The sequence below is a fragment of the Ramlibacter sp. genome (genome assembly GCF_035554825.1).
In the GTDB taxonomy this organism is placed as follows: domain Bacteria; phylum Pseudomonadota; class Gammaproteobacteria; order Burkholderiales; family Burkholderiaceae_C; genus Ramlibacter.
Genome location: NZ_DATMHS010000026.1, coordinates 1 through 22,326 on the forward strand (window position 1 = coordinate 1; position 22,326 = coordinate 22,326).

Annotated in this window: 18 protein-coding genes; 12 read left to right on the top strand and 6 right to left on the bottom strand. The window is 69.0% G+C overall.

Features of this window, described 5'->3' with window-relative positions; all coding sequences use genetic code 11:
* The coding region (locus VNT59_RS02405) for a fumarate hydratase (protein ID WP_325496267.1) at nt 1-1,016 on the bottom strand (1,016 nt) is incomplete at its 3' end.
* Nucleotides 1,017-1,167: 151 nt separating this feature from the next.
* Nucleotides 1,168-2,007: a polysaccharide deacetylase family protein gene (locus VNT59_RS02410; protein WP_325496268.1), complete on the bottom strand. Its 840-nt coding sequence runs from the start codon at nt 2,005-2,007 to the stop codon at nt 1,168-1,170.
* A 175-nt stretch (nt 2,008-2,182) separates the two neighbouring features.
* Between VNT59_RS02410 and VNT59_RS02415 the strand changes: the two genes are divergently transcribed.
* Together VNT59_RS02415 and fumC are read left to right on the top strand one after the other, a co-directional pair.
* Complete coding sequence (locus VNT59_RS02415) at nt 2,183-3,232, top strand: glycosyltransferase family A protein (RefSeq protein WP_325496270.1); 1,050 nt, start codon at nt 2,183-2,185, stop codon at nt 3,230-3,232.
* A gap of 190 nt (nt 3,233-3,422) precedes the next feature.
* Nucleotides 3,423-4,808: a class II fumarate hydratase gene (gene fumC, locus VNT59_RS02420; RefSeq protein ID WP_325496271.1), complete on the top strand. Its 1,386-nt coding sequence runs from the start codon at nt 3,423-3,425 to the stop codon at nt 4,806-4,808.
* 71 nt (nt 4,809-4,879) lie between these two features.
* On the opposite strand, the gene VNT59_RS02425 is transcribed toward fumC, so the two are convergent.
* Nucleotides 4,880-5,500 carry a YqhA family protein gene (locus VNT59_RS02425; RefSeq protein WP_325496273.1) on the bottom strand — a complete coding sequence of 207 codons (621 nt, stop codon included), beginning with the start codon at nt 5,498-5,500 and terminating at the stop codon, nt 4,880-4,882.
* 155 nt (nt 5,501-5,655) lie between these two features.
* On the opposite strand from VNT59_RS02425, the gene acs reads away from it, so the two are divergent.
* Entirely contained in the window at nt 5,656-7,641 is a 1,986-nt protein-coding gene (gene acs, locus VNT59_RS02430) for an acetate--CoA ligase (RefSeq protein ID WP_325496275.1), read from the top strand.
* Between the two features lie 83 nt (nt 7,642-7,724).
* On the opposite strand, the gene VNT59_RS02435 is transcribed toward acs, so the two are convergent.
* Complete coding sequence (locus VNT59_RS02435) at nt 7,725-8,027, bottom strand: c-type cytochrome (protein WP_325496277.1); 303 nt, start codon at nt 8,025-8,027, stop codon at nt 7,725-7,727.
* 105 nt (nt 8,028-8,132) lie between these two features.
* Between VNT59_RS02435 and VNT59_RS02440 the strand changes: the two genes are divergently transcribed.
* Complete coding sequence (locus tag VNT59_RS02440) at nt 8,133-8,372, top strand: TIGR04438 family Trp-rich protein (RefSeq protein ID WP_325496279.1); 240 nt, start codon at nt 8,133-8,135, stop codon at nt 8,370-8,372.
* A gap of 12 nt (nt 8,373-8,384) precedes the next feature.
* Here the strand turns inward: VNT59_RS02440 and VNT59_RS02445 are convergent, their stop codons facing one another.
* Together VNT59_RS02445 and ilvD are read right to left on the bottom strand one after the other, a co-directional pair.
* Nucleotides 8,385-9,878, bottom strand: a complete 1,494-nt coding sequence (locus VNT59_RS02445) for an FAD-dependent oxidoreductase (protein WP_325496281.1) — start codon at nt 9,876-9,878, stop codon at nt 8,385-8,387.
* A gap of 89 nt (nt 9,879-9,967) precedes the next feature.
* Nucleotides 9,968-11,671 carry a dihydroxy-acid dehydratase gene (ilvD, locus tag VNT59_RS02450; protein WP_325496282.1) on the bottom strand — a complete coding sequence of 568 codons (1,704 nt, stop codon included), beginning with the start codon at nt 11,669-11,671 and terminating at the stop codon, nt 9,968-9,970.
* A 154-nt stretch (nt 11,672-11,825) separates the two neighbouring features.
* Here ilvD and lgt point away from each other — a divergent pair, with 154 nt between their 5' ends.
* The 8 genes from lgt to VNT59_RS02490 all read left to right on the top strand — a co-directional run bounded on the left by lgt (nt 11,826) and on the right by VNT59_RS02490 (nt 22,325).
* On the top strand, nt 11,826-12,650 hold the full coding sequence (gene lgt / locus VNT59_RS02455; protein WP_325496284.1) for a prolipoprotein diacylglyceryl transferase: 825 nt from the start codon (nt 11,826-11,828) through the stop codon (nt 12,648-12,650).
* Nucleotides 12,651-12,732: 82 nt separating this feature from the next.
* Complete coding sequence (locus tag VNT59_RS02460; protein WP_325496306.1) at nt 12,733-13,401, top strand: GntR family transcriptional regulator; 669 nt, start codon at nt 12,733-12,735, stop codon at nt 13,399-13,401.
* Nucleotides 13,402-13,470: 69 nt separating this feature from the next.
* Nucleotides 13,471-14,919, top strand: a complete 1,449-nt coding sequence (locus tag VNT59_RS02465; protein WP_325496286.1) for a malonyl-CoA decarboxylase — start codon at nt 13,471-13,473, stop codon at nt 14,917-14,919.
* A 37-nt stretch (nt 14,920-14,956) separates the two neighbouring features.
* Nucleotides 14,957-15,943, top strand: coding sequence for a tripartite tricarboxylate transporter substrate binding protein (locus VNT59_RS02470; protein ID WP_325496288.1), 987 nt, complete (start codon nt 14,957-14,959; stop codon nt 15,941-15,943).
* Nucleotides 15,944-16,047: 104 nt separating this feature from the next.
* Nucleotides 16,048-17,574 (top strand): malonyl-CoA synthase, encoded by a 1,527-nt coding sequence (locus VNT59_RS02475; protein ID WP_325496289.1) that lies wholly within the window; start codon nt 16,048-16,050, stop codon nt 17,572-17,574.
* A 160-nt stretch (nt 17,575-17,734) separates the two neighbouring features.
* Nucleotides 17,735-18,778 carry a glycosyltransferase family 4 protein gene (locus VNT59_RS02480; protein WP_325496291.1) on the top strand — a complete coding sequence of 348 codons (1,044 nt, stop codon included), beginning with the start codon at nt 17,735-17,737 and terminating at the stop codon, nt 18,776-18,778.
* Between the two features lie 18 nt (nt 18,779-18,796).
* The gene (locus tag VNT59_RS02485; RefSeq protein WP_325496293.1) at nt 18,797-20,968 is read left to right on the top strand and encodes an amylo-alpha-1,6-glucosidase; all 2,172 of its coding nucleotides are present in this window, start codon (nt 18,797-18,799) and stop codon (nt 20,966-20,968) included.
* Nucleotides 20,969-21,047: 79 nt separating this feature from the next.
* Complete coding sequence (locus VNT59_RS02490) at nt 21,048-22,325, top strand: acyl-CoA dehydrogenase family protein (protein ID WP_325496294.1); 1,278 nt, start codon at nt 21,048-21,050, stop codon at nt 22,323-22,325.
* Nucleotide 22,326 lies beyond the last annotated feature (1 nt).

Sequence of the window (22,326 nt, forward strand, 5' to 3'; positions counted from 1 at the left end):
CCGGCCTTCCACGTCGCGATCTCTTCCTTCGTGAGCGTGTCCAGATTCACGCGCTTGCTCTTTTGCGTGTCCGGCGCCCACTCCACCTTCGGCCACAGGTCGAGGCTCGGCGGATCCAGGTACACCGGGCCCGAACCGTCCATCACGAAGTGGGCGTGCCGGGTGGCCGCGCAGTTCGGGATCATGGCGACCGGCTTGCCGGCGGCGTGGCACGGGAACATCTTGATCTTGACGTCCAGCACCGTGGTGAGGCCGCCCAGGCCCTGCGCGCCTATGCCCAGCGCGTTCACCTTCTCGAACAGCTCCAGCCGCATCTCCTCGACCTTCGACAGCTGCTCGCGCCGCGCGGCCTTGGCCTGCAGCTCGTACATGTCCAGGTCTTCCATCAGCGATTCCTTGGCCAGCAGCACGGCCTTTTCCGCCGTGCCGCCGATGCCGATGCCCAGCATGCCGGGCGGGCACCAGCCGGCGCCCATGGTGGGCACCGTCTTGAGCACCCAGTCGACGATGGAATCGCTCGGGTTGAGCATGACCATCTTGCTCTTGTTCTCGCTGCCGCCACCCTTCGCGGCCACCGTCACTTCCACGGTGCTGCCGGGCACCAGTTCGACGTTGACGACGGCGGGCGTGTTGTCCTTGGTGTTCTTGCGCTCGAACTGCGGGTCGGCGACGACCGACGCGCGCAGCGTGTTGTCCGGATGCAGGTAGCCGCGGCGCACGCCTTCGTTCACTGCGTCTTCCAACCCGCCGCTGAAGCCCTCGAGGCGGCAATCCATGCCGATCTTGAGGAACACGTTCACGATGCCGGTGTCCTGGCAGATCGGCCGGTGGCCCATCGCGCTCATCTTGCTGTTGGTGAGGATCTGCGCGATCGCGTCCTTGGCCGCCGGGCTGCGCTCCCGCTCGTACGCCCGCGCCAGGTGGGCGATGTAGTCGGTCGGGTGGTAGTAGCTGATGTACTGCAGGGCGGCGGCGACGGATTCGATGAGATCGGCCTGCTTGATGGTGGTGGTCATGGTGCTCGGACAGGGAAAGCGGAGACCTTCAAATTATCCCACCCGCTGCCGAGCGCGCCTCCGCGAGCGCTTTGACGTGCGTCAGGCAACGCTTCAGCGGGACCCCGGGGGCGGATGAACGCAGCCGGAAGCGGCGCCGCTCAGCCGCCGGTCAATGCACCGGCCGGCCACCCCTGCTCGAGACTTCGCCTGCGTACACGGGTCGAACCGTCCAGTCCCCCGGGCGCACGCCGCGGCGCAGTTGCCGCAACTCCTCGATGCAGGTGGCCACCTGGGCGAGCAGCAGTGGAATCGTCGTTTCCGCATGCACGGAGATGCGGGGCAGCAGCAGCAGGTCATCGTCGCGGCGGACACGCGCCTGCACCACCGTCGTGGCCGTGAGGTAGCCGGCGTCACTGGCCATGTCGGCGTGCGCGAGGCGATGCTGTCCGTAGGGGTAGGAGAAATGGCGCACCTCGACGCCAAGCGCATCTTCGAGGTCGCGCTTGGAGCCGGCCATTTCGTCGCGGGCGGACGCGGCGTCGCACTCGAGCAGATTCGCGTGCCGGCGCGTATGCGCACCCACGTCCATCCCCGCGGCGAGCCAGGTCTTCAGGTGCGCGACATCCATGAGCGGGGTCGCGGGAATGCCCGCGGCATGGTCCCAGACATTCGAGCCACCGAGCTGGCCGCTCACGACATACGAGGTGGCCGTGAAGCCCACGCCTTGCAGGATCGGCAAAGCGTGTTCGTAATTGTTGAGGTAACCGTCGTCCAGTGTGATCCCGACCACCCTGCCGACTTTGTCGCCGCGAAGGTAGGGCTCCAGATCGCGCATCGACAGGCCGCGGAAGCCGAACGCGCGCAGGGCGCGGAGTTGCCGCGCGAAGGTGTCCGGCGAAATGGTCAGCCGCCAGGAGCGCACGTCGGGTGGAGGCGGCGTCGTGGTCTGGTGATAGACCAGGATCGGGATGGGTGCCCGTCGTTTCGGAATCGGGGGCCGGGGGGTCATCAGGCCGCTCCTTGAAGCCGCTGCTGAGAAATGAGCTTACCGCACGAGCAATGAATTCCGCGCGCGCTTGCGCGACACGGGCGAGCGCAGAAAGATTCGCCGCAGCTCTACCGCATGGCTGTGATGGCACCGGCCCCGGCCAGGTGTTTGCATTTGAAGTTCTCGTCGACTAGCTTTGACAAGATTGACCGCGCCAGGGGGACAGGCACTGGTGCGGTTCGGCGGCGCCGCGAAGCGCGAATTGGCGGAATGGTTGGCTGCAATGACATTCTCGGTCGTCATCCCGGTGTTCAACAAAGCACGGTATGTCGTGTCCGCAGTGCAATCGGTGCTGGCGCAAACGCTGCCCGCGCTCGAAGTCATCGTGGTCGACGATGGCTCCAGCGACGCCAGCGTGGAGCTGGTCGAGGCGCTGCGGGACGAGCGCGTGCGGGTGGTCAGGCAAGCGCATGCCGGCGTCGCGGCGGCGCGCAATCGCGGCATCGCACTGGCGCGCGGCCAATGGGTGGCATTCCTGGACGCGGACGACTGGGAGCACCCCGAATTGCTGGACAACCTCCAAAGGGCGCACCTGGCCTGCCCGGAGGCGGACGTCCTGGCGTCCGGGTACCGGTGTGTAGAGGAAACATCGGAAACTCGAATGCAGCCGTGGCAGGTCGCGCGCGACGCCGAGATCGAGGTGGTGCGGGACCTGCGAGCGCGCTGGATGGTGGACATTCCTTTCTGCACCGACACGGTGGCGATCAGGGCCGAGCGCCTGCACGCCATGCAACCTTGCTTTCCCGTTGGCGAATCGTTCGGCGAGGACCTGGATCTCTGGTTCCGCCTGGCTGACGAAACCCCGGTGGCCTTGGTGCGGGCCCAGCTGGCTGTCTACCGAACCGCGATCGCCGGCTCCCTGTCGTTCGGGCGACCACGTGAACTGGCCCCCTTCATGCACCGCATGCGGCAGCAAGCACTCGACGGCACCATGGCCGAACGCCACCGCCACGCCGCACTCTGGTTCGTGGCGCAGCAGGAAATCAGCCTCGCACGGGACCGGCTCGCCCATGGTCGCCGGCGCGAGGCGCTGCGCTTGCTGTGGAGCGCACGCTACGCGACGCTCGGAAGAAGATGGCTGCTCACCGCGGCGATGGGGCTGCTGCCAGGTCGCGTCGCCGGCGAGTGGCAACATCGACGCCTGGCCGCGAGCCACGTCTTCTCCAGGCCCGTTCACGACGCCTGACCGCGTTTGTCCCCGCGTGCCCCCGGGGCGCTGCAGCGGGCGCCGGCGAGAGGCGGCCAGAACGCTGCCCGGTGGGCTGCTCACCTTCGCCGACGGGCAGGGGCGATCCGGTGGCGCAGCACGATCGGCCCGCCGTGCACGGCCGCCTTCAAGTCTGATAGGGTCACTGCCATCGCTGATCCACATTGCCATGAAGACCCGAATCGAACACGACACCTTCGGCGCCGTCGAGGTGCCGGCCGACCGCCTCTGGGGCGCGCAGACCCAGCGCTCGCTGCAGAACTTCGCCATCTCCGGCGAGCGCCAGCCGGTTGAGATCATCCGCGCGCTGGTGCAGATCAAGCGGTCCGCCGCGGTGGTCAACCACCTGCTGGGACTGCTGTCGCAGGACAAGGCATCCGCCATCGTCGCGGCCGCCGACGAGGTGCTCGCGGGCCGGCACGAGGAAGAATTCCCGCTGGTCGTGTGGCAGACGGGCTCGGGCACGCAGACCAACATGAACGTCAACGAGGTGCTGGCGAACCGCGCGAGCGAGCTGCTCGGCGGGCGTCGCGGCGAAGGGCGGCTGATCCATCCCAACGACGACGTCAACAAGAGCCAGTCCTCCAACGACGTGTTCCCGACGGCGATGCACGTGGCCGCCGTGGACGCGATCCGCAACCGCCTCCTGCCTTCGCTGGCGAAGCTGCGGGCCACCCTGGCCGACAAATCGCAGGCCTTCGACGACATCGTCAAGATCGGTCGCACCCACCTGCAGGACGCGACGCCGCTGACGCTGGGGCAGGAGTTCTCGGGCTACGCGGCGCAGCTCGAACAGGCGGACCGGCATCTGCACGCCACCTTGCCGCACCTGTGCGAACTGGCGCTGGGCGGCACGGCGGTGGGAACCGGCCTGAACGCGCCGCCGGAGTACGCGCAGCGCGTCGCCGCCGAACTGGCGCGGCTCACCGGCCTGCCGTTCGTGACCGCCGCCAACAAGTTCGAGGTGATGGCCGCGGCCGACGCGCTGGTCCATGCCCATGGGGCGCTCAAGAGCCTGGCCGCCAGCCTGATGAAGATCGCCAACGACATCCGCTGGCTGGCGAGCGGCCCGCGCAGCGGCATCGGCGAGATCAGCATCCCCGAGAACGAACCGGGCTCGTCGATCATGCCCGGCAAGGTGAACCCGACGCAGAGCGAAGCCGTCACCATGTTGTGCTGCCAGGTGTTCGGCAACGACGTGGCGCTGAACTTCGGCGGCGCGTCGGGCAACTTCGAACTGAACGTGTTCCGGCCCATGATCGCCCACAACTTCCTGCAGAGCGTTCGCCTGCTGGCCGACGGCATGGCGAGTTTCAACGACCACTGTGCCGTCGGCATCGAGCCGAACCGCCAGCGGATCGCGGAGCTGGTGCAGCGCTCGCTGATGCTGGTGACGGCGCTCAATCCGCACATCGGCTACGACAAGGCCGCGCAGATCGCGAAGAAGGCGCACCAGGAAGGGACCAGCCTGCGCGAGGCGGCGCTGGCCCTGGGCTACGTCACGCCGGAGCAGTTCGACGAGTGGGTGCGGCCGGAGCAGATGGTGGGGCGGTGAGGCGCGGCGAAAACCCAGCAGCCGAACGCAGAGGGTGCAGGGAGGATCTGCGTTCGGCTGTTGGGTACCCCTCAGTGACCCTTCACGCCCGCGGGAGCAGGCACCGCCATCAGCTTGTCGGTGTACGCGATCGCCATCGCCGAGAGCAGGAACGTGATGTGGATCGCCGTCTGCGCGATCAGCACCCGGTCGGAATAGTTGTCGGCGTTGATGAAGGTCTTGAGCAGGTGGATCGACGAGATCCCGATGATCGCCGTCGCCAGCTTCACTTTCAGCACCGAGGCGTTGACGTGACTGAGCCACTCCGGCTGGTCGGGATGCCCTTCCAGGTTCATCCGGCTCACGAAGGTCTCGTAGCCGCCGACGATCACCATGATCAGCAGGTTGGAGATCATCACCACGTCGATCAGCGCCAGCACCACCAGCATGATCACGGTTTCGTTCAGCGAGCTGATCGCGACCGTCTGCTTGTAGCCGATGCTGGTGATCAACTGCTGTAACGCCGCCTGGCTGCCGAACGCCGCTTCCAGCAGGTGCACCAGTTCGACCCAGAAATGAAAGACGTACACCGCCTGCGCCGCGATCAGGCCCAGGTACAGCGGCAGCTGCAGCCAGCGGCTGGCGAAGATCAGGGCTGGCAGGGGGCGCAGCGGCGAGCGGGGGCTTTGCTGAGGGTTCGGGTCAGGGTGCATCGGGAGCGGGTTTGTACGGATGGAGCGGATTGTAGGTTTCCGGGCTGGGGAATCCGGTTCGGAGGTAGATTCCCGGGCTGGGGGCCCCGTCAGTGGCGTGTAAGTGCGGGGCCGGACAGTTTGCAGCGGAATTCATCATAGGTGGAGACATTCTCATGAGTGCAATCGAGTCGGTCCTGGTCGAGAACCGCGTCTTCGACCCGCCGGAGGCGCTGGTCAAGTCCGCGCGGATTTCCGGCATGGCGGCGTACGAGGCGCTGTGCCAGGAGGCGGAGCGCGATTTCGAGGGATTCTGGGCGCGCCTGGCGCGCGACAACGTCGTGTGGACCAAGCCGTTCACGCGCACGCTGGACGAGTCGAAGGCGCCGTTTTACCGCTGGTTCGACGACGGCGAGCTCAATGCCAGCGCCAACTGCCTGGACAAGCACATGGGGACGCCGGTCGAGAACAAGACCGCGATCGTGTTCGAGGCCGACGACGGCGCCGTCACGCGCGTCACCTACAAGGAGCTGCTGGCTCGGGTCAGCCAGTTCGCCAATGCCCTGCACGCGCAGGGCATCAAGAAGGGCGATCGCGTCATCATCTACATGCCGATGTCGATCGAAGGCGTGGTCGCCATGCAGGCCTGCGCGCGGATCGGCGCGACCCACAGCGTGGTGTTCGGCGGTTTCTCGGCCAAGGCCCTCAACGAGCGGATCATCGACGCCGGCGCGGTGGCGGTGATCACGGCCAACTACCAGATGCGCGGCGGCAAGGAGATGCCGCTCAAGGCCATCGTCGACGAGAGCCTGGCGATGGGCGGCTGCGACACCCTGCGCACGGTGCTGGTCTACATGCGCACGGCGACGCCTTGCGCGATGGTCGCCGGGCGTGACCGGACCTTCACCGAGGTGCTGCAGGGGCAGGGCACTGAGTGCAAGCCGGAGCCGGTGAACGCCGAGCACCCGCTGTTCGTGTTGTATACGTCAGGCTCCACCGGCAAACCCAAGGGCGTGCAGCACGCCACCGGCGGCTACCTGCTGTGGGCCAAGCTCACCATGGACTGGACCTTCGACATCCACCCGTCGGACGTGTTCTGGTGCACCGCCGACATCGGCTGGGTCACCGGGCACACCTATGTGGCCTACGGGCCGCTGGCCGCCGGCGCGACCCAGGTGATGTTCGAAGGCATCCCGACCTACCCGAACGCCGGCCGCTTCTGGGAGATGATCCAGCGGCACAAGGTCACCGTGTTCTACACGGCGCCGACGGCGATCCGCTCGCTGATCAAGGCCGCGGAGAGCGACAAGGCCATCCATCCGACCGCCTACGACCTGGGCAGCCTGCGGATCCTGGGCACGGTCGGCGAGCCGATCAACCCGGAAGCGTGGATGTGGTACTACCGGAACGTCGGCGGCGAGCGTTGCCCGATCGTCGACACCTTCTGGCAGACCGAGACCGGCGGCCACATGATCACGCCGCTGCCGGGCGCCACGCCGCTCGTGCCCGGCTCGTGCACCCTGCCGCTGCCGGGCATCATGGCGGCCATCGTCGACGAGCAGGGCCACGACATTCCCAACGGCTCGGGCGGCATGCTGGTCGTCAAGCGCCCGTGGCCGGCGATGATCCGCACGATCTGGGGCGATCCCGAGCGGTTCAAGAAGAGCTACTTCCCCGAGGAGATGGGCGGCAAGCTGTACCTGGCCGGCGACGGCGCCGTGCGCAGCGCCGACCGCGGCTACTTCCGCATCACCGGCCGCATCGACGACGTGCTGAACGTCTCCGGACACCGGCTGGGCACCATGGAGATCGAGTCGGCGCTGGTGGCCAAGACCGACCTGGTGGCGGAGGCCGCCGTGGTGGGGCGGCCGGACGACCTCACCGGCGAGGCGATCTGCGCCTTCGTGGTGCTCAAGCGCGCGCGGCCGCATGGCGAGGAGGCCAGGCAGATCGCCGCCCAGCTGCGCGACTGGGTGGCCAAGGAAATCGGCCCGATCGCCAAGCCCAAGGACATCCGCTTCGGCGACAACCTGCCCAAGACCCGCAGCGGCAAGATCATGCGCCGCCTGCTGCGCTCCATCGCCAAGGGCGAGGCGATCACGCAGGACGTTTCGACGCTGGAGAATCCGGCGATTCTCGAACAGCTGGCGGAGAAGCTGTGAGGGATGCCTGAAAAACAAAGCCCGCTCGTGAGCGGGCTTTGTTTCGTCGGGCGGCTGGCGTGCGGATCGGCCAGCGCCGGGGGTCACTTGGTGCTGAGGACCCAGGCGGCCAGCTTCTTGGCTTCCGCTTCGTTGACCTGCGGGTTGGCGGGCATCGGGACCGGGCCCCAGACGCCGGAGCCGCCCTTCATGATCTTCTGGGACAGCTTGTCGACGGCGTCCTTCTGGCCCTTGTACTTGGCCGCGACGTCCTTGTAGGCGGGGCCGACGAGCTTCTTGTCGACGGCATGGCAGGCAAGGCAGTTCTTGGACTGCGCCAGGGCCTGGTCCGCCAGCGCCGGCACGCACGCGGCTGCGGCGATCAGAGCAAACAGGGCACGCTTCATTGAATTCCTCTTCGGTTGGGGTACATTGCTGAACGCCATTGTAGTGATCGCCGTTGACAGATCCGTTAACCCTACGGCTTCAAGGCGCATCTGCGGAGAATACGAATGTATCTGCTCGGACTGGGCATCGTCCTGCTCGCACTGAAGTATTTCGAGGTCGGCCCGGTCGGCGCCTGGGAGTGGTGGTGGGTGCTGTCGCCGTTCGCGCTCGCGGTGGCGTGGTGGGCCTGGGCCGACTGGTCCGGCTACACCAAGAAGAAGGCGATGCAGAAGGAAGACGCGCGCAAGCAGGCGCGCATCGACAAGAGCCGCCAGTCGCTCGGGATCGGACCGCGCAAGCGCTGACGCGCCGGCGCTTCAACCCACGTTCAGGTGCTTGCGCCCGAGCGGCGTGACCGCCGGGCCTTCGATGACGGTGCCGTCGACGCGGAAGCGGCTGCCATGGCACGGGCAGTCCCAGCTCGTCTCGACGCTGTTCCAGTGCACCTTGCAGCCCAGGTGGGTGCACACCGGCGACACCGCGAACAGTTCGCCTTCCGGGCTGCGATAGGCCGCGAAGGTTTCGCCATCCACGTCGACGTGCGCGCTGTCTCCGGGCGCCAGGCTGGCCAGCTGCTGCGCCTGGCTGTGGGTCAGGTAGTCCCTGACCAGCGCCGTCACGGTGGTGAGGTTCTCCTCGACCATCGCCTTGCCGCCCTTCACCGGCGAGAACCGGGCGGGCCGGCACAAGTCGCCGAACGCGTGCGACCGGGCCATGAGCTGTTCGGCGATCACATGGGCCGCGACCGTGCCCCAGGTCAGCCCGTCCGTGGCGAAGCCGGTGGCGATGAAGCAACCGCTCGCGTCACGGCCGATGTAGGGCAGCCCGTCGGCGGAGCGATAGTTCTGCGCCGACCAGCGATGGCTCGCCGCGCCGGGGCCGAAGCGCTGCTCGACCCGCATCTGCAGCGCCATCAGGCTCGCCTTCGCGTTGTGCGTGCCGACCTTGTGCTCCTCGCCGACGCAGACCAGGTAGCGCTGCCCGCCCGCGGCCATGGTGCGCACCGACAGGCGCTCGCTGCCGCGGCACCAGAAGATGCCGGGGCCGGGATCGGCGCCGGCCAGCGGCCGGGCGATGCCGTACTCGCGATGCACCGGCATCTCGGCCTGCACGAGGTGGAATCCCTTGGGCGAGTGGGTCGCCAGCACGATTTCCTGCGCCAGCACGGCGCCGCTGGCCGTGACCGCGCGCCGGCCCTTGGCATCGAGCTCGATCACCCGCGACTGCTGGTGGATCCGGGCGCCGGCCTCGCCGGCCAGCCTGGCGAGGTGGGCGACATAGGCCTGCGGCTGGAACTGGGCCTGGTTCTGCAGCACGACCACCTCGCCGACGGGCTTGGGCAGCGGCGCGGGCACGGACTGGTCGCGGCGCACGCTGGCTCCGGCGTTGGCGAGCACCTCGAATTCGCGCCCGATCTGGTCGGCCTGCTGTTCGTCGAGCGCATACAGCAGGTGTGCGCAGCGGCGAAAGCCGGCGTCGGCGTCGGCGCAGTGCGCCTCGATGAAGCCGATGGCGGCCCGGCGCTGCTCGATGACGCGGCGCGCGATGTCGGCGCCCCAGCGCCTGGCGATCGCGGCCAGCCCTTCGCTCACCGTTTCGTAGAGATTGCCGGTCGAGTTGCCGGTGCTGCCGCTGCCGACCGTGTCGGCTTCGAGCAGCACGACCGAGCGGCCGGCGCGCGCCAGCAGCAGGGCGAGCGTCACGCCCGTGATGCCGCCGCCGATCACCACCACGTCGGTCGTGAGGTCGGATTCCAGCGGCGCCCCGCCGGTGGCGGGCGCGGTCGCCCGCCAGATGGAAGTGGTGTCCATGGCGTCTCCTGAAGGGACACGCCATGCTAGGAGCCTGCCGCGCCGGCTCCTGTCAGACAGGAGCCAGTGCGCGGCTGGGCTGGGGCGGCCTACCTGGCGTCGTAGTTGTCGAGCACGGCGCCCCGGCTGGCGCTGCAGGCGTTGAACGCGAACTTGGCCAGCACGCCGCGGGTGTAGCGCGGGGCCGGCGCCTTCCACGCCGCGCGCCGCCTGGCGATCTCCGCCTCGGCCACGTTCAACTCCAGCTTGAGCTGATGCGCGTCGATGGTGATCGAGTCGCCCTCGTTGACGAAGGCGATCGTGCCGCCGGCCGCCGCCTCGGGCGCCACATGGCCGACCACCATGCCCCAGGTGCCGCCGGAAAAGCGGCCGTCGGTGATCAGGCCGACGCTCTCGCCCAGGCCGGCGCCGATCAGCGCGCCGGTGGGGGCGAGCATCTCCGGCATGCCGGGGCCGCCCTTGGGGCCGAGGTAGCGCAGCACCATCACGTCGCCGGCCTTGATCTTGCCGTCCAGGATCGCCTGCAGCGCCGACTGCTCGTCGTCGAAGACCCGGGCCGGGCCGGTGATCACGGGGTTCTTCAGCCCGGTGATCTTGGCCACCGAACCCTCCGGCGACAGGTTGCCCTTGAGGATGGCCAGGTGCCCCTGCTGGTACATCGGGTTGTCGATGGTGCGGATCACGTCCTGGTCGGCCCGCGGCGTGTCCGGGATGTCCTTGAGCGTCTCCGCGATCGTCTTGCCGGTGATGGTCATGCAGTCGCCGTGCAGCAGCCCGGCGTTCAGCAGGACCTTCATGACCTGCGGGATGCCGCCGGCGCGGTGCAGGTCGACGGCGAGGTAGCGGCCGCTCGGCTTGAGGTCGCAGATCACCGGGGTGCGCTTGCGGATGCGCTCGAAATCGTCGATGGTCCACTCGACTTCGGCCGCGTGCGCGATCGCCAGGAAGTGCAGCACGGCGTTGGTCGAGCCGCCGGTGGCCATGATCACGGCCACCGCGTTCTCGATCGACTTGCGCGTCACGATGTCGCGCGGCTTGAGGTCCTTGCGGATCGCCTCGATCAGCACCTTGGCCGATTCGCGCGCGGAGTTCGCCTTCTCGTCGTGCGGATTCGCCATGGTCGACGAATAGGGCAGCGACATGCCCATGGCCTCGAAGGCGGATGACATCGTGTTGGCGGTGTACATGCCGCCGCACGACCCCGAGCCGGGGATGGCGTGCATCTCGATTTCGCGCAGGTCGGCGTCGCTCAGGTTGCCGGCCGCGTTCTGGCCCACGGCCTCGAACACGCTGACGATGTTGAGGTCCTCGTTGTTCCAGCGGCCCGGCAGGATGGTGCCGCCGTAGACGTAGATCGCCGGCACGTTGGCGCGCAGCATGCCCATCATGCCGCCCGGCATGTTCTTGTCGCAGCCGCCGACCACCAGCACGCCGTCCATCCACTGGCCCTGCACGCAGGTTTCGATGCAGTCGGAAATCACCTCCCGGCTGACCAGCGAATACTTCATCCCTTCGGTGCCCATCGCCATGCCGTCGGAAATCGTCGGCGTGCCGAACACCTGGGCATTGCCGCCGGCCTCCTCGATGCCGGCGATGGCCGCGTCGGCCAGCTTCTGCAGCCCGCTGTTGCAGGGCGTGATCGTGCTGTGGCCGTTGGCCACCCCGACCATGGGCTTGCGGAAATCCGCCTCCTGGTAGCCCATGGCGTAGTACATCGAGCGGTTCGGCGCGCGCGACTTGCCTTCGGTGATGTTCTTGCTGCGGCGGTTGATCTGGATCGGCTTGATTTCCATGGGTGTTGTCCTTGGCGGGCGGCCCGTGCCGCTTGAGCAGGCGAGTATGCCCCACGCGTCGCGGCCGAGCGCCAGCATCCCGCTGCGGCGACCGGCCTTTTCGCACTACCGGCGCCGGCCCCTGGGCCCCGCTGCCATGCCGCACAATAGCCGCATGCTGATGTATCCACACATCGACCCGGTGGCGGTGCGGCTCGGTCCGCTCGCGATCCACTGGTACGGTCTCACCTATCTCGCGGCGTTCGGGCTGTTCATGCTCCTGGCCTACCGGCGCCTGCACCACGAGCCCTTCGCCTCGGTGCGCGGGCCCGGCGCGTGGAGCCGCAAGGACGTGGAGGACATGCTGTTCCTGGGCGTGCTCGGCGTCGTGATCGGCGGCCGGCTGGGCTACTGCCTCTTCTACAAGCCTGCGTTCTATCTGAGCCATCCGCTGCAGATCCTCTACGTGTGGCAGGGGGGCATGAGCTTCCACGGCGGCATGCTCGGGGTGATCGCCTCGCAGTGGTGGTTCGCCCGCTCGCGCGCCAAGCCGTTCTGGCAGTTGATGGACTTCATCGCGCCGTGCGTGCCGCTCGGGCTCGCGGCGGGCCGCGTCGGCAATTTCATCAACGGCGAGTTGTGGGGCCGCGCGGCCGATCCGTCGCTGCCCTGGGCGATGGTGTTCCCGCAGAGTGGGTCGATGATCCCGCGCCACCCGTCGCAGGTCTACCAGTTCCTGCTCGAGGGGCTGCTGCTGTTCGTGCTGCTGTGGCTCTATGCGCGCAAGGAGCGGCGGCAGGGCCAGGTGGCCGCGGCCTTCCTGATCGGCTACGGCGTGCTGCGCTTCGTCGCCGAGTATTTCCGCGAACCCGACAGCCACCTCGGCCTGCTGTCGCTGGGCCTGAGCATGGGGCAGTGGCTGTGCCTGCCGATGATCGTCGTCGGCGTGCTGCTGTGGATCTGGTTCGACCGGCGTCCGGCGCCGCTGCCCGCTAGGTAGTTTCCCTGGGGGCCCTGGAAAAGGGCCGCCCGCCGTCCATAATTTTCCGTAATTACGGAGAATTATGCGAATCGCTCCTGCCATGCGCCTGGTGGCCAACTCGCTGCACGACGAGGTGGCGCAGCGCTTGCGCGAGCGCATCTTCTCGGGCGACCTGCGGCCCGGCAGCTTCCTGGACGAGCCCGTGCTGGCCGAGCAGCTGCAGATCTCGCGCACGCCGCTGCGCGAGGCCCTGAAGGTGCTCACCGCCGAAGGGCTGGTGCGCCACGAGCCGCGGCGCGGCTGCTTCGTCAACGAGGTGACGGAGCAGGACCTGGACGACATCTTCCCGGTGCTGGCGCTGCTCGAGGGGCGCTGCGCGTTCGAAGCGGCCCTCAACGCCAGCGACGCCGACCTGCAGGCGCTGCAGGTGCTGCACGACAAGCTCGAGCGGCACGCACGGGCCCGGCGCATCAACGACTACTACGCGGCGAACTACGCGATCCACGAGGCGATCATCACGCTGGCCGACAACCGCTGGCTGGCGCAGGTGATCGGCGACCTGCGCAAGATGGTGCGGCTCGCCCGCCTGCGGCAGCTGCACGCGCCCGGCCGCCTCGACGAAAGCCTGGGCGAGCACCTGGCCGTGTTCGCGGCACTGCGGGCGCGCGACGCCGCCGGCGCCGAGGCAGCGATGCGGGTGCACCTGACGCGCCAGCGCGAGGCGCTGCGCGAGCTGGGGCGCAATCGGCTGGCGAAGGTGGCCCCATGAACCGACCGCCGCGCGCCCGCCGCGCCGCCGGCGTCGGCGTTCCTGACCGTTCTTCTTGACGAGAGCCGAATGAATCCTTCCGACTGGCTTGCCCGCAGCGTCTCGTTGCTGCGCCCCGCGCTGGAACCCAGGGCGGTCGCCGCCGGCGGCGCGGCGGCGCACGACGAGGCGGCCGCGCGCCCACGGTCGACGCGTGAGCGGCTGCAGGCCACCCTGCGGCGCCGGCAGGAGGCGCTGTCGCCGCGGGTGCTGCGCCGCACGCTGCTGGAGCTGCAGGCGATCGTCGATCCGCAGGTGAGCGAGGTCGAGGGCGGCCGGCGCGCCAGGGCGGTCGCGCAGTGGTATTCCCAGGCGCCGCTGGAAGAGCGCCGCGACTGCTGGCTGCTCATGAGCGAGCAGTTCGCCCCCGATGCGCGCAAGCTGAAGGCGGTGCGCGAGCAGTACGAGGCCGCGCAGGGCACGCCCGAGGAAGGCCAGGCCGAGATCCGCCTGCGCAAGGCGATGGTGTCGCCGCGCACCCGGCTGCTGCAGCGCTTCGCGGTGTTCCCGGACGGCATGCGATTCCTGGTGGACCTGCGGGCCGAACTGCTGCCGCATCTCAAGAGCGACAAGCGGCTGCTGCCGCTGGATGCCGAACTCGAAACGCTGTTCTCGACCTGGTTCGACGTGGCGTTTCTCGAGTTGCGGCGCATCAGCTGGGATTCGCCGGCGTCGCTGATCGAGAAACTGATCAAGTACGAGGCGGTGCACGACATCCGCAGCTGGGCCGACGTGAAGAACCGGCTCGACAGCGATCGCCGCTGCTACGGCTTCTTCCATCCGCGGCTGGACGGCGAGCCCTTGATCTTCGTGGAGGTCGCGCTGGGCGACGAGATCGCCGACTGCATCACGCCGCTGCTCGACGAAGGCGCCGCGCCCACCGATCTGACGCGGGCGACGACCGCGATCTTCTATTCGATCAGCAGCACCCAGGCCGGCCTGCGCGGCGTGAGCTTCGGCGATTCGCTGATCAAGCGGGTGGTCGAAACGCTCAAGGCCGAATTCCCGAAGCTGAAGCACTTCGCCACCCTGTCGCCGATCCCGGGGCTGCGCGCCTGGCTGGGCAAGAACGCCGGCGCGCTGCTGGACCAGCTCGACGCCAAGGCCCGCGCCGAACTGGCCAAGGCGCTGGGCGGAGCAGCGACCGCGCCGCAGCTGCTGGCGGCGTGGGAGCGCCCGTTGCAGCTGGAGCCCAGGTCGCCGGTGCGCTCGTTGCTCCTGCGCGGCGCGGCCACCTACCTGGGGCGCGAGCTGCAGGACGGCAAGCCGCTCGATCCGGTCGCGCGCTTCCACCTGGGCAACGGCGCGCGGGTGGAGCGGCTGAACTGGGCCGGCGACCCTTCATCGAAGGGCCTCAAGCAGTCGTACGGCCTGATGGTCAACTACCTGTACGACCTCAAGCGCCTGGACAAGCACCGCGCGCTGCTCGCCAAACGGGAAATCCCGGTTTCGGGCGGGATCGAAGACCTGTATTTTTAATCGCGTCCGTTTCAACCACAACTCAAGGAGACACCCCATGATTCGCAGCTTCACGCGGCGAGACGTCCTGCGCGCGGCCGGCGCGGCCGGCGCGGCCTCGCTCGCTCCCTTCGCCCAGGCGCAGGGCTGGCCGGTCAAGCCGGTCACCGTATTCGTGCCGTTCCCCGCCGGCGGCGGCACCGACGCCTTCGCCCGTCCGCTGGCGGCGCAGTTCGCCAAGCAGACCGGCAAGCAGCTGATCATCGACAACCGCGGCGGCGCCGGCGGCACCGTGGGGGCCAGCATCGCCGCCAAGGCGCCCAACGACGGCTATTCGCTGTTCATGGGCGCCGTGCACCACACGATCGCGCCGTCGATGTACCCGCGGCTCGATTACGACCTGGAACGCGATTTCGTGCCGCTCACCGTGGTCGCCACGGTGCCGCAGGTGGTGGTGGTCAATCCCAAGCGGATCCAGGCCGCCGATTTCAAGAGCTTCCTGGACATGGTCCGGCGCAGCCCGGGCAAGTACAACTACGGCTCGGCCGGCAGCGGCACCTCGCACCACCTCGCCGGCGAGCTGTTCAAGCAGCAGACCAAGACCTTCATCACCCACATCCCGTACCGCGGCGCCGGGCCGGCCCTGCAGGACCTGATCTCGGGCAACGTCGACATGATGTTCGACGGCCTCGGCTCGTCGGCCAACCACATCAAGGGCGGCCGCATCAAGGCGCTGATGGTCTCGGGCGGCAAGCGCAATCCGGCGCTGCCGGACGTGCCTTGCGCGGCGGAAGTGGGTTTGCCGGACTACACCGTCACCACCTGGTACGGCCTGTGGGCGCCCAAGGGCACCCCGGCCGACGCCCAGGCGCGGGTGATCGACGAGGTGCGCAAGGCGATGCAGTCCGACGAGCTGAAGGCGATCTGGGCCAGCCAGGGAGCCGAGTTCCCGAACTTGTCGCAGCAGCAGTTTGCCGCCCTGGTCGGCAGCGAGATCAAGCGCTGGGCCGGGGTGGTGAAGGTGTCGGGCGCCAGGATCGACTGAACGCCGTCACAAAACCGCCGGCGCTGCCGTGGGGCGGGCAGGGCCGGCGCGCGATGCACGGGCCGGCGCGTCCGTGCGATCAACGCCCCGGACTTGCGTGAACCATGAAGCAATACAACCTCTATGCCGCGTTGCGCGCGGCCTTCCCCCACGACCTCGATGCCGCCGCCGTCGAGACCGACAGCGGCCTCGTGTACTCGTGGCGCGACCTGGACCGCGCCACGGCGATGATCGCCAACCTGCTGGTCTCGCTGGACCTGCCGCCGGGGTCCCGCATCGCCGTGCAGGTCGAGAAGTCGGTGGAGGCCATGATGCTGTACCTGGCCACGCTGCGGGCGGGCCACGTGTTCCTGCCGCTCAACACCGCCTACCAGAGCGCGGAGATCGAGTACTTCATCGGCAACGCGGAGCCGGCGGTGGTGGTGTGCAGCAGCAGGAACTTCGGCTGGGTGAGCAAGCTGGCGTTCAAGGCCGGCACGCACCACGTCTTCACGCTGGATGAGGACCGTACCGGTTCGCTGCTGGCGCGCGCCGCCCATTGCAGCGACCGGCACGAGATCGCCCCGATGGGCGTCGACGACCTCGCCTGCATCGTCTACACCAGCGGCACCACCGGCCGCAGCAAGGGCGCGATGCTCACGCACGGCAACATGGTGTCGAACGCGCAGGTGCTGAAGGACTACTGGGGCTGGCGCCAGGGCGACGTGCTGATCCACGCGCTGCCGATCTTCCACGTCCATGGCTTGTTCGTCGCCATCCACGGCGCCCTGCTGAACGGCAGCAAGATGATCTGGCTCGGCAAGTTCGATCCGAAGCTGGTGATCGCGAAGATGCCGGAGGCCACGGTGTTCATGGGCGTGCCGACGCTGTACGTGCGGATGCTGGCCGAGCCGACGCTGACGCGCCGGCAGGCCAGCCACATGCGCCTGTTCATCTCCGGCTCGGCCCCGCTGCTGATCGAGACCTTCAACGAATGGCAGGAGCGCACCGGGCACACGATCCTGGAGCGCTACGGCATGAGCGAGACCATCATGCTCACCTCCAATCCCTACGACCCCGAGCAGGGCGCGCGCCGCGGCGGCACCGTGGGCTTCCCGCTGCCGGGCGTGGGCGTGCGGGTGCGCGGCGACGACGGCCAGGCGGTGCCGGCCGGCGAGATCGGCGGCATCCAGGTGAAGGGCCCCAACGTCTTCAAGGGCTACTGGCGCATGCCCGACAAGACCAAGGAGGAGTTCACCGCGGACGGCTGGTTCAGGACCGGCGACGTCGGCCGGATCGACCAGGACGGCTACGTCACGATCGTCGGGCGCAGCAAGGACCTGATCATCAGCGGCGGCTACAACGTCTACCCGGCCGAGGTCGAGGGCTATATCAACGAGATTCCCGGCGTCGCCGAGAGCGCGCTGGTGGGCGTGCCGCATCCCGACTTCGGCGAGGTCGGCGTGGCGGTGGTGATCCCCAAGCCGGGCGCCCGCATCGACGGCGAGCAGATCGTGGCCCGGCTGAAGTCGCAGCTGGCCAACTTCAAGATTCCCAAGCGCTGCTTCGTCGTCGACGAGCTGCCGCGCAACACCATGGGCAAGGTGCAGAAGAACCTGCTGCGCGAGCAGCACAAGCAGCTGTTCGGCTGATCGACACCGCGGCGCGAGCGCCGCCGGTCGCCGCGGCCGGCCGCGATGCTCGGCAGCGCGGCCCGCTCGCGGACTTGTCCTACACCCGGCACCGGAGCACGGCGGTACGTTGACGCGTGCTGCCGGGCGCCCGCGTGCCGGCGCCGCCACAGGAGTCGCCGTGAGAATAGCCCAGGTCGCACCATTGCATGAAAGCGTTCCGCCGCAGGCCTACGGCGGCACCGAACGCGTCGTCTCCTATCTCACCGAGGCACTGGTGGAGCTCGGCCATGACGTCACCCTGTTTGCGAGCGGCGACTCGGTCACGTCGGCCACGCTGGTGGCGGGGGCGCCCCGCAGCCTGCGGCTCGACGAGCGGCGGCCGGACGCGGTGGTCTGGCACACCATCCTGATGGGCCAGGTGCTCAAGGCCGCGGCGGCCTTCGACATCATCCATTTCCACACCGACGTGGTGCAGCTGCCGCTGGTGGCGCTGTGCGAGACGCCCTGCGTTTCCACCGCGCACGGCCGGCTGGACCTGCCCGACCTGAAGCCGCTGTTCCGCTGCTTCGCGCACCATCCGATGGTCTCCATCTCCGACAGCCAGCGCCAGCCGCTGCCGTGGCTGAACTGGATCGCCACCGTGCACCACGGCGTGCCGGCCGGCCTGTATTCCTTCCATCCGCAGCCGCAGGACTATTTCGTTTTCGTGGGCCGCATCTCGCCGGAAAAGCGGCCCGACCGCGCGATCGAGATCGCCAAGGCCTGCGGCACGCCGCTGCGCATCGCGGCCAAGGTCGACGCCGCCGACCGCGAGTACTTCCATTCGAAGATCGAGCCGCTGCTGGGCGATCCGCTGGTGACTTTCGTCGGGGAGGTCGGCGACGCGGCCAAGAACGATCTGATCGGCAACGCCCGCGCCCTGCTGATGCCGATCGACTGGCCCGAGCCGTTCGGCCTGGTGATGGTCGAGGCGCTGGCCTGCGGGACGCCGGTGATCGCGTATGCGCATGGTTCGGTGCCCGAGATCATCGAGGACGGGGTCACCGGCTTCGTCGTCGAGCACCAGGAGCAGGCGATCGCCGCGGCGCGCAACGTGGCGCGCATCGACCGGCGGCGCTGCCGCGCGGAGTTCGAGCAGCGCTTCACCTCGGCCGTGATGGCGCGGCAGTACCTGGAGATCTACCGGCAGCTCGTGGCGGCGCCGGTCGCCGCCTGCCACTGAAAGCGAGGACCCGCGAGCATGGCCAACAAGATCCAGATCGGCGACAAGTGGTACGTCGCCGCCACCTCCGAACTGGGGCAGGAGCAGCCGCAGGTGCTGAAGAACGACCACACCTTCGCCATGTTCGACCGCTTCGGCGACGCGCAGGTGCTGGCGCCCGGCAAGGAGGGGCTGTACCACGACGACACGCGCCACCTGTCGCACGAGGAGCTCACGATCGACGGCGTGCGGCCGCTGTACCTCGGCTCGTCGGTCGAGGAGGCCAACAGCCTGCTGGCGATCGACCTGATGAACCCCGACCTGCCGGCGACCGGCGGCCGCGCCGCGCTGCCCAAGGGCACGCTGCACCTGTTCCGGGGCAAGCTGCTGTGGCAGGGCGCCTGCTACGAACACATCCGGATCACCCACCATGGCAGCGAGCCGACCGAGGTGCGGCTGGAGTTCGGGTTCGACGCCGATTTCGTCGATCTGTTCGAGGTGCGGGGCATGCAGCGGGAGCGCCGCGGCGAACTGCTGCCGGCGCGCGTGTCGGCGGTGGGCATGACGCTGTCGTATCGCGGCCTCGACGCGCGCGTGCGGCGAACCTGCATCGAATTCCAGCCGGCGCCGACGCAGGTCGACGCGCGACGGGCCTGCTTCGACCTGCGGCTCGACCCCGGCAGCGAGCACCACCTGTACTGCTCGATCCGCTGCGAGTGCGACACCGAAGCGCCGCCGCCGCCCAAGACGTACCACACGGCGCTGCGCGAGAACAACGCGGTGCGCCAGGCGTGGCTGGGCGGGCACTGCCAGGTCCACACCTCCAACCCCCTGATGAACCTGTGGCTGCGGCGCTCGGTGGCCGATCTCGCCATGCTGGCCACCCACCTGCCCACCGGCGCCTACCCGTTCGCCGGCGTGCCCTGGTATTCGACGACGTTCGGGCGCGACGGGATCATCACCGCGCTGGAGTGCCTCTGGGCCGACACGTCGATGGCGGCCGGCGTCCTCGAATTCCTGGCGGCGACCCAGGCGACCGAGTCCGACCCGCACAGCGACGCGGAGCCCGGCAAGATCCTGCACGAGGCGCGGCGCAGCGAGATGGCGCTCACCGGCGAAATCCCGTTCGGCCGCTATTACGGTTCGGTGGATGCGACGCCGCTGTTCGTCGTGCTGGCGGCGGCGTACTGGCGGCGCACCGGCGATGCGGCGCTGATCCGCCGCATCTGGCCGCAGATCCGGCGGGCGCTGGACTGGATCGCGCGCTCGGGCGACGCCGACGGCGACGGCTTCGTCGAGTACGCGCGCCGCAGCGAGGATGGCCTCGTGCAGCAGGGGTGGAAGGATTCGCAGGACTCGGTGTTCCACGCCGACGGACAGCTCGCGGCCGCGCCGATCGCGCTGTGCGAGGTGCAGGGCTATGTCTACGAGGCCAAGCTCGGCGCGGCGGAGCTGGCATCCATGCTCGGCGAAACGGCGCTCGCGGACGCGCTCAACCGCGAAGCCGCGCAACTGCGCGATCGTTTCCAGGCCGCGTTCTGGTGCGAGGAGATTTCGAGCTACGCGCTCGCGCTCGACGGCGCCAAGCGGCAGTGCCGGGTCGGGTCGTCCAACGCCGGCCACACGCTGTGGAGCGGCATCGCAGCACCGGCGCATGCGCAGCGCATCGTCGACGAGCTGATGGGGCCGCGCTTCTTCAGCGGCTGGGGCATACGCACCGTGCCCACCGACGCGGCCCGCTACAACCCGATGTCCTACCACAACGGCTCGATCTGGCCGCACGACAACGCGCTGATCGCCGCCGGCATGGCTCGCTACGGGCGCACGGAGGCGGCCATGGAACTGCTGGCCGGCACCTTCGAGTCCAGCCTGCGCTTCGACGCGCACCGCCTGCCCGAGCTGTTCTGCGGCTTTTCGCGCCGGCCGGCCGCCGGGCCGGTGCTGTATCCGGTGGCCTGCTCGCCGCAGGCATGGGCCGCGGCCGCGGTGTTCGGCATGCTGCAGGCCTGCCTGGGGCTGGAGGTGCTGGGGGGCGCGGGCCAGATCGTCCTGCGCTCGCCGCGCCTGCCGCACTTCATCGACTGGATCCGGATCGCGCAGCTGGGCGCCCCCGGCCCGAGCGTCGACGTCCTGCTGCAGCGCCACGAGCGCAGCGTCGGCGTCGAGGTCGTTCGCAAGGACCCGAAGGCGAGCGTGCTCGTTGTTGCCTAGGTGACAGCCGGCGCGGCGCTGCGCCGGGAGCTTGACGGAGATCATCCGGATGCGCGTGGCCGCCCCCTAAGCTGGCCCGATGGATTTCGAGCCGTCCCCCAACGCGCGCGACCGGCTGCAGCAGCTCGAGGCGTTCATCGAGCGCTTCGTGCTGCCGTACAACGCCGCCTGGCACCGCTGCGCCGCCGAAGGCGTGCCGCCCCCGTTCATGCAGGATCTGAAGGACCTGGCGCGCGCCGAGGGGCTGTGGAATCTGTGCCTGCCCGCGCTGCGCGAGGACGAGCCGGGCACCCGGCTGTCCAACCTCGATTACGCCCCGCTGGCCCAGGCCATGGGCCGCCTGCCGTGGTCGGCGGAGGTCTTCAACTGCAGCGCGCCCGACAGCGGCAACATGGAGCTGCTGCAGCAGAACGCGACACCGGCGCAGCGCGAACAGTGGCTGCAGCCGCTGCTGGAAGGGCGCATCCGCTCCGCCTTCGCGATGTCGGAGCCCGACGTCGCGTCCTCCGACCCGACCAATCTCCAGACTTCGGTGCGGCGCGAGGGCGGACAGCTGGTGCTCAACGGCCGCAAGTGGTTCATCACCGGCGTCGCCCACCCGCAATGCCGGTTGCTGATCGTGATGTGCCGCAACGAAGGCGACGATGCCGGCGCTGCCCACGACAGCCACAGCATGGTGCTGGTGCCGCTGGACACCCCCGGCGTGCAGGTGGTGCGCAACATCCCGATCATGCAGCACCGCTCGCCCGAAGGGCACTGCGAGCTGCTGCTGCGGGACGTGCGGGTGCCCGCCGCCAACCTGCTGGGCGGCTGGGGCCAGGGGTTCGCGATGGCGCAGGCGCGACTGGGGCCGGGCCGGGTGCACCACTGCATGCGCACCATCGGCCAGTGCGAGCTGGCGCTGGAACTGGCGTGCGACCGGGCGCTGGAGCGCCGCGCGTTCGGCAAGTACCTGGCGGACCAGTCCAACGTGCAGGACTGGATCGCCGAATCGCGGCTGGAGATCGACCAGGCCCGGCTGCTGGTGCTGCAGGCGGCGTGGAGCCTCGACCAGGGGCGGCCGGCGCGCGAGATCCGCTCGCAGGTCGCGGCGATCAAGGTGGTGGCGGCGCGCCTGCAGACCCGCGTCGCCGACCGCGCGATGCAGATCTTCGGCGCGATGGGCCTGTCGCCCGATACGCCCCTGGCCTGGTTGTGGACCTGGGGCCGCGCCATGCGTTTCCTGGACGGGCCGGACGAAGTGCACCTGCGCACGGTGGCGCGCGAGGAACTGGCGCGGGCCAGGGCGCGGCAGGGAGCGTCGGCCGCCTACTTCACGACCCCGGAGCAGCTGGCGGCGCCGCCGCGCATCCGCTGAG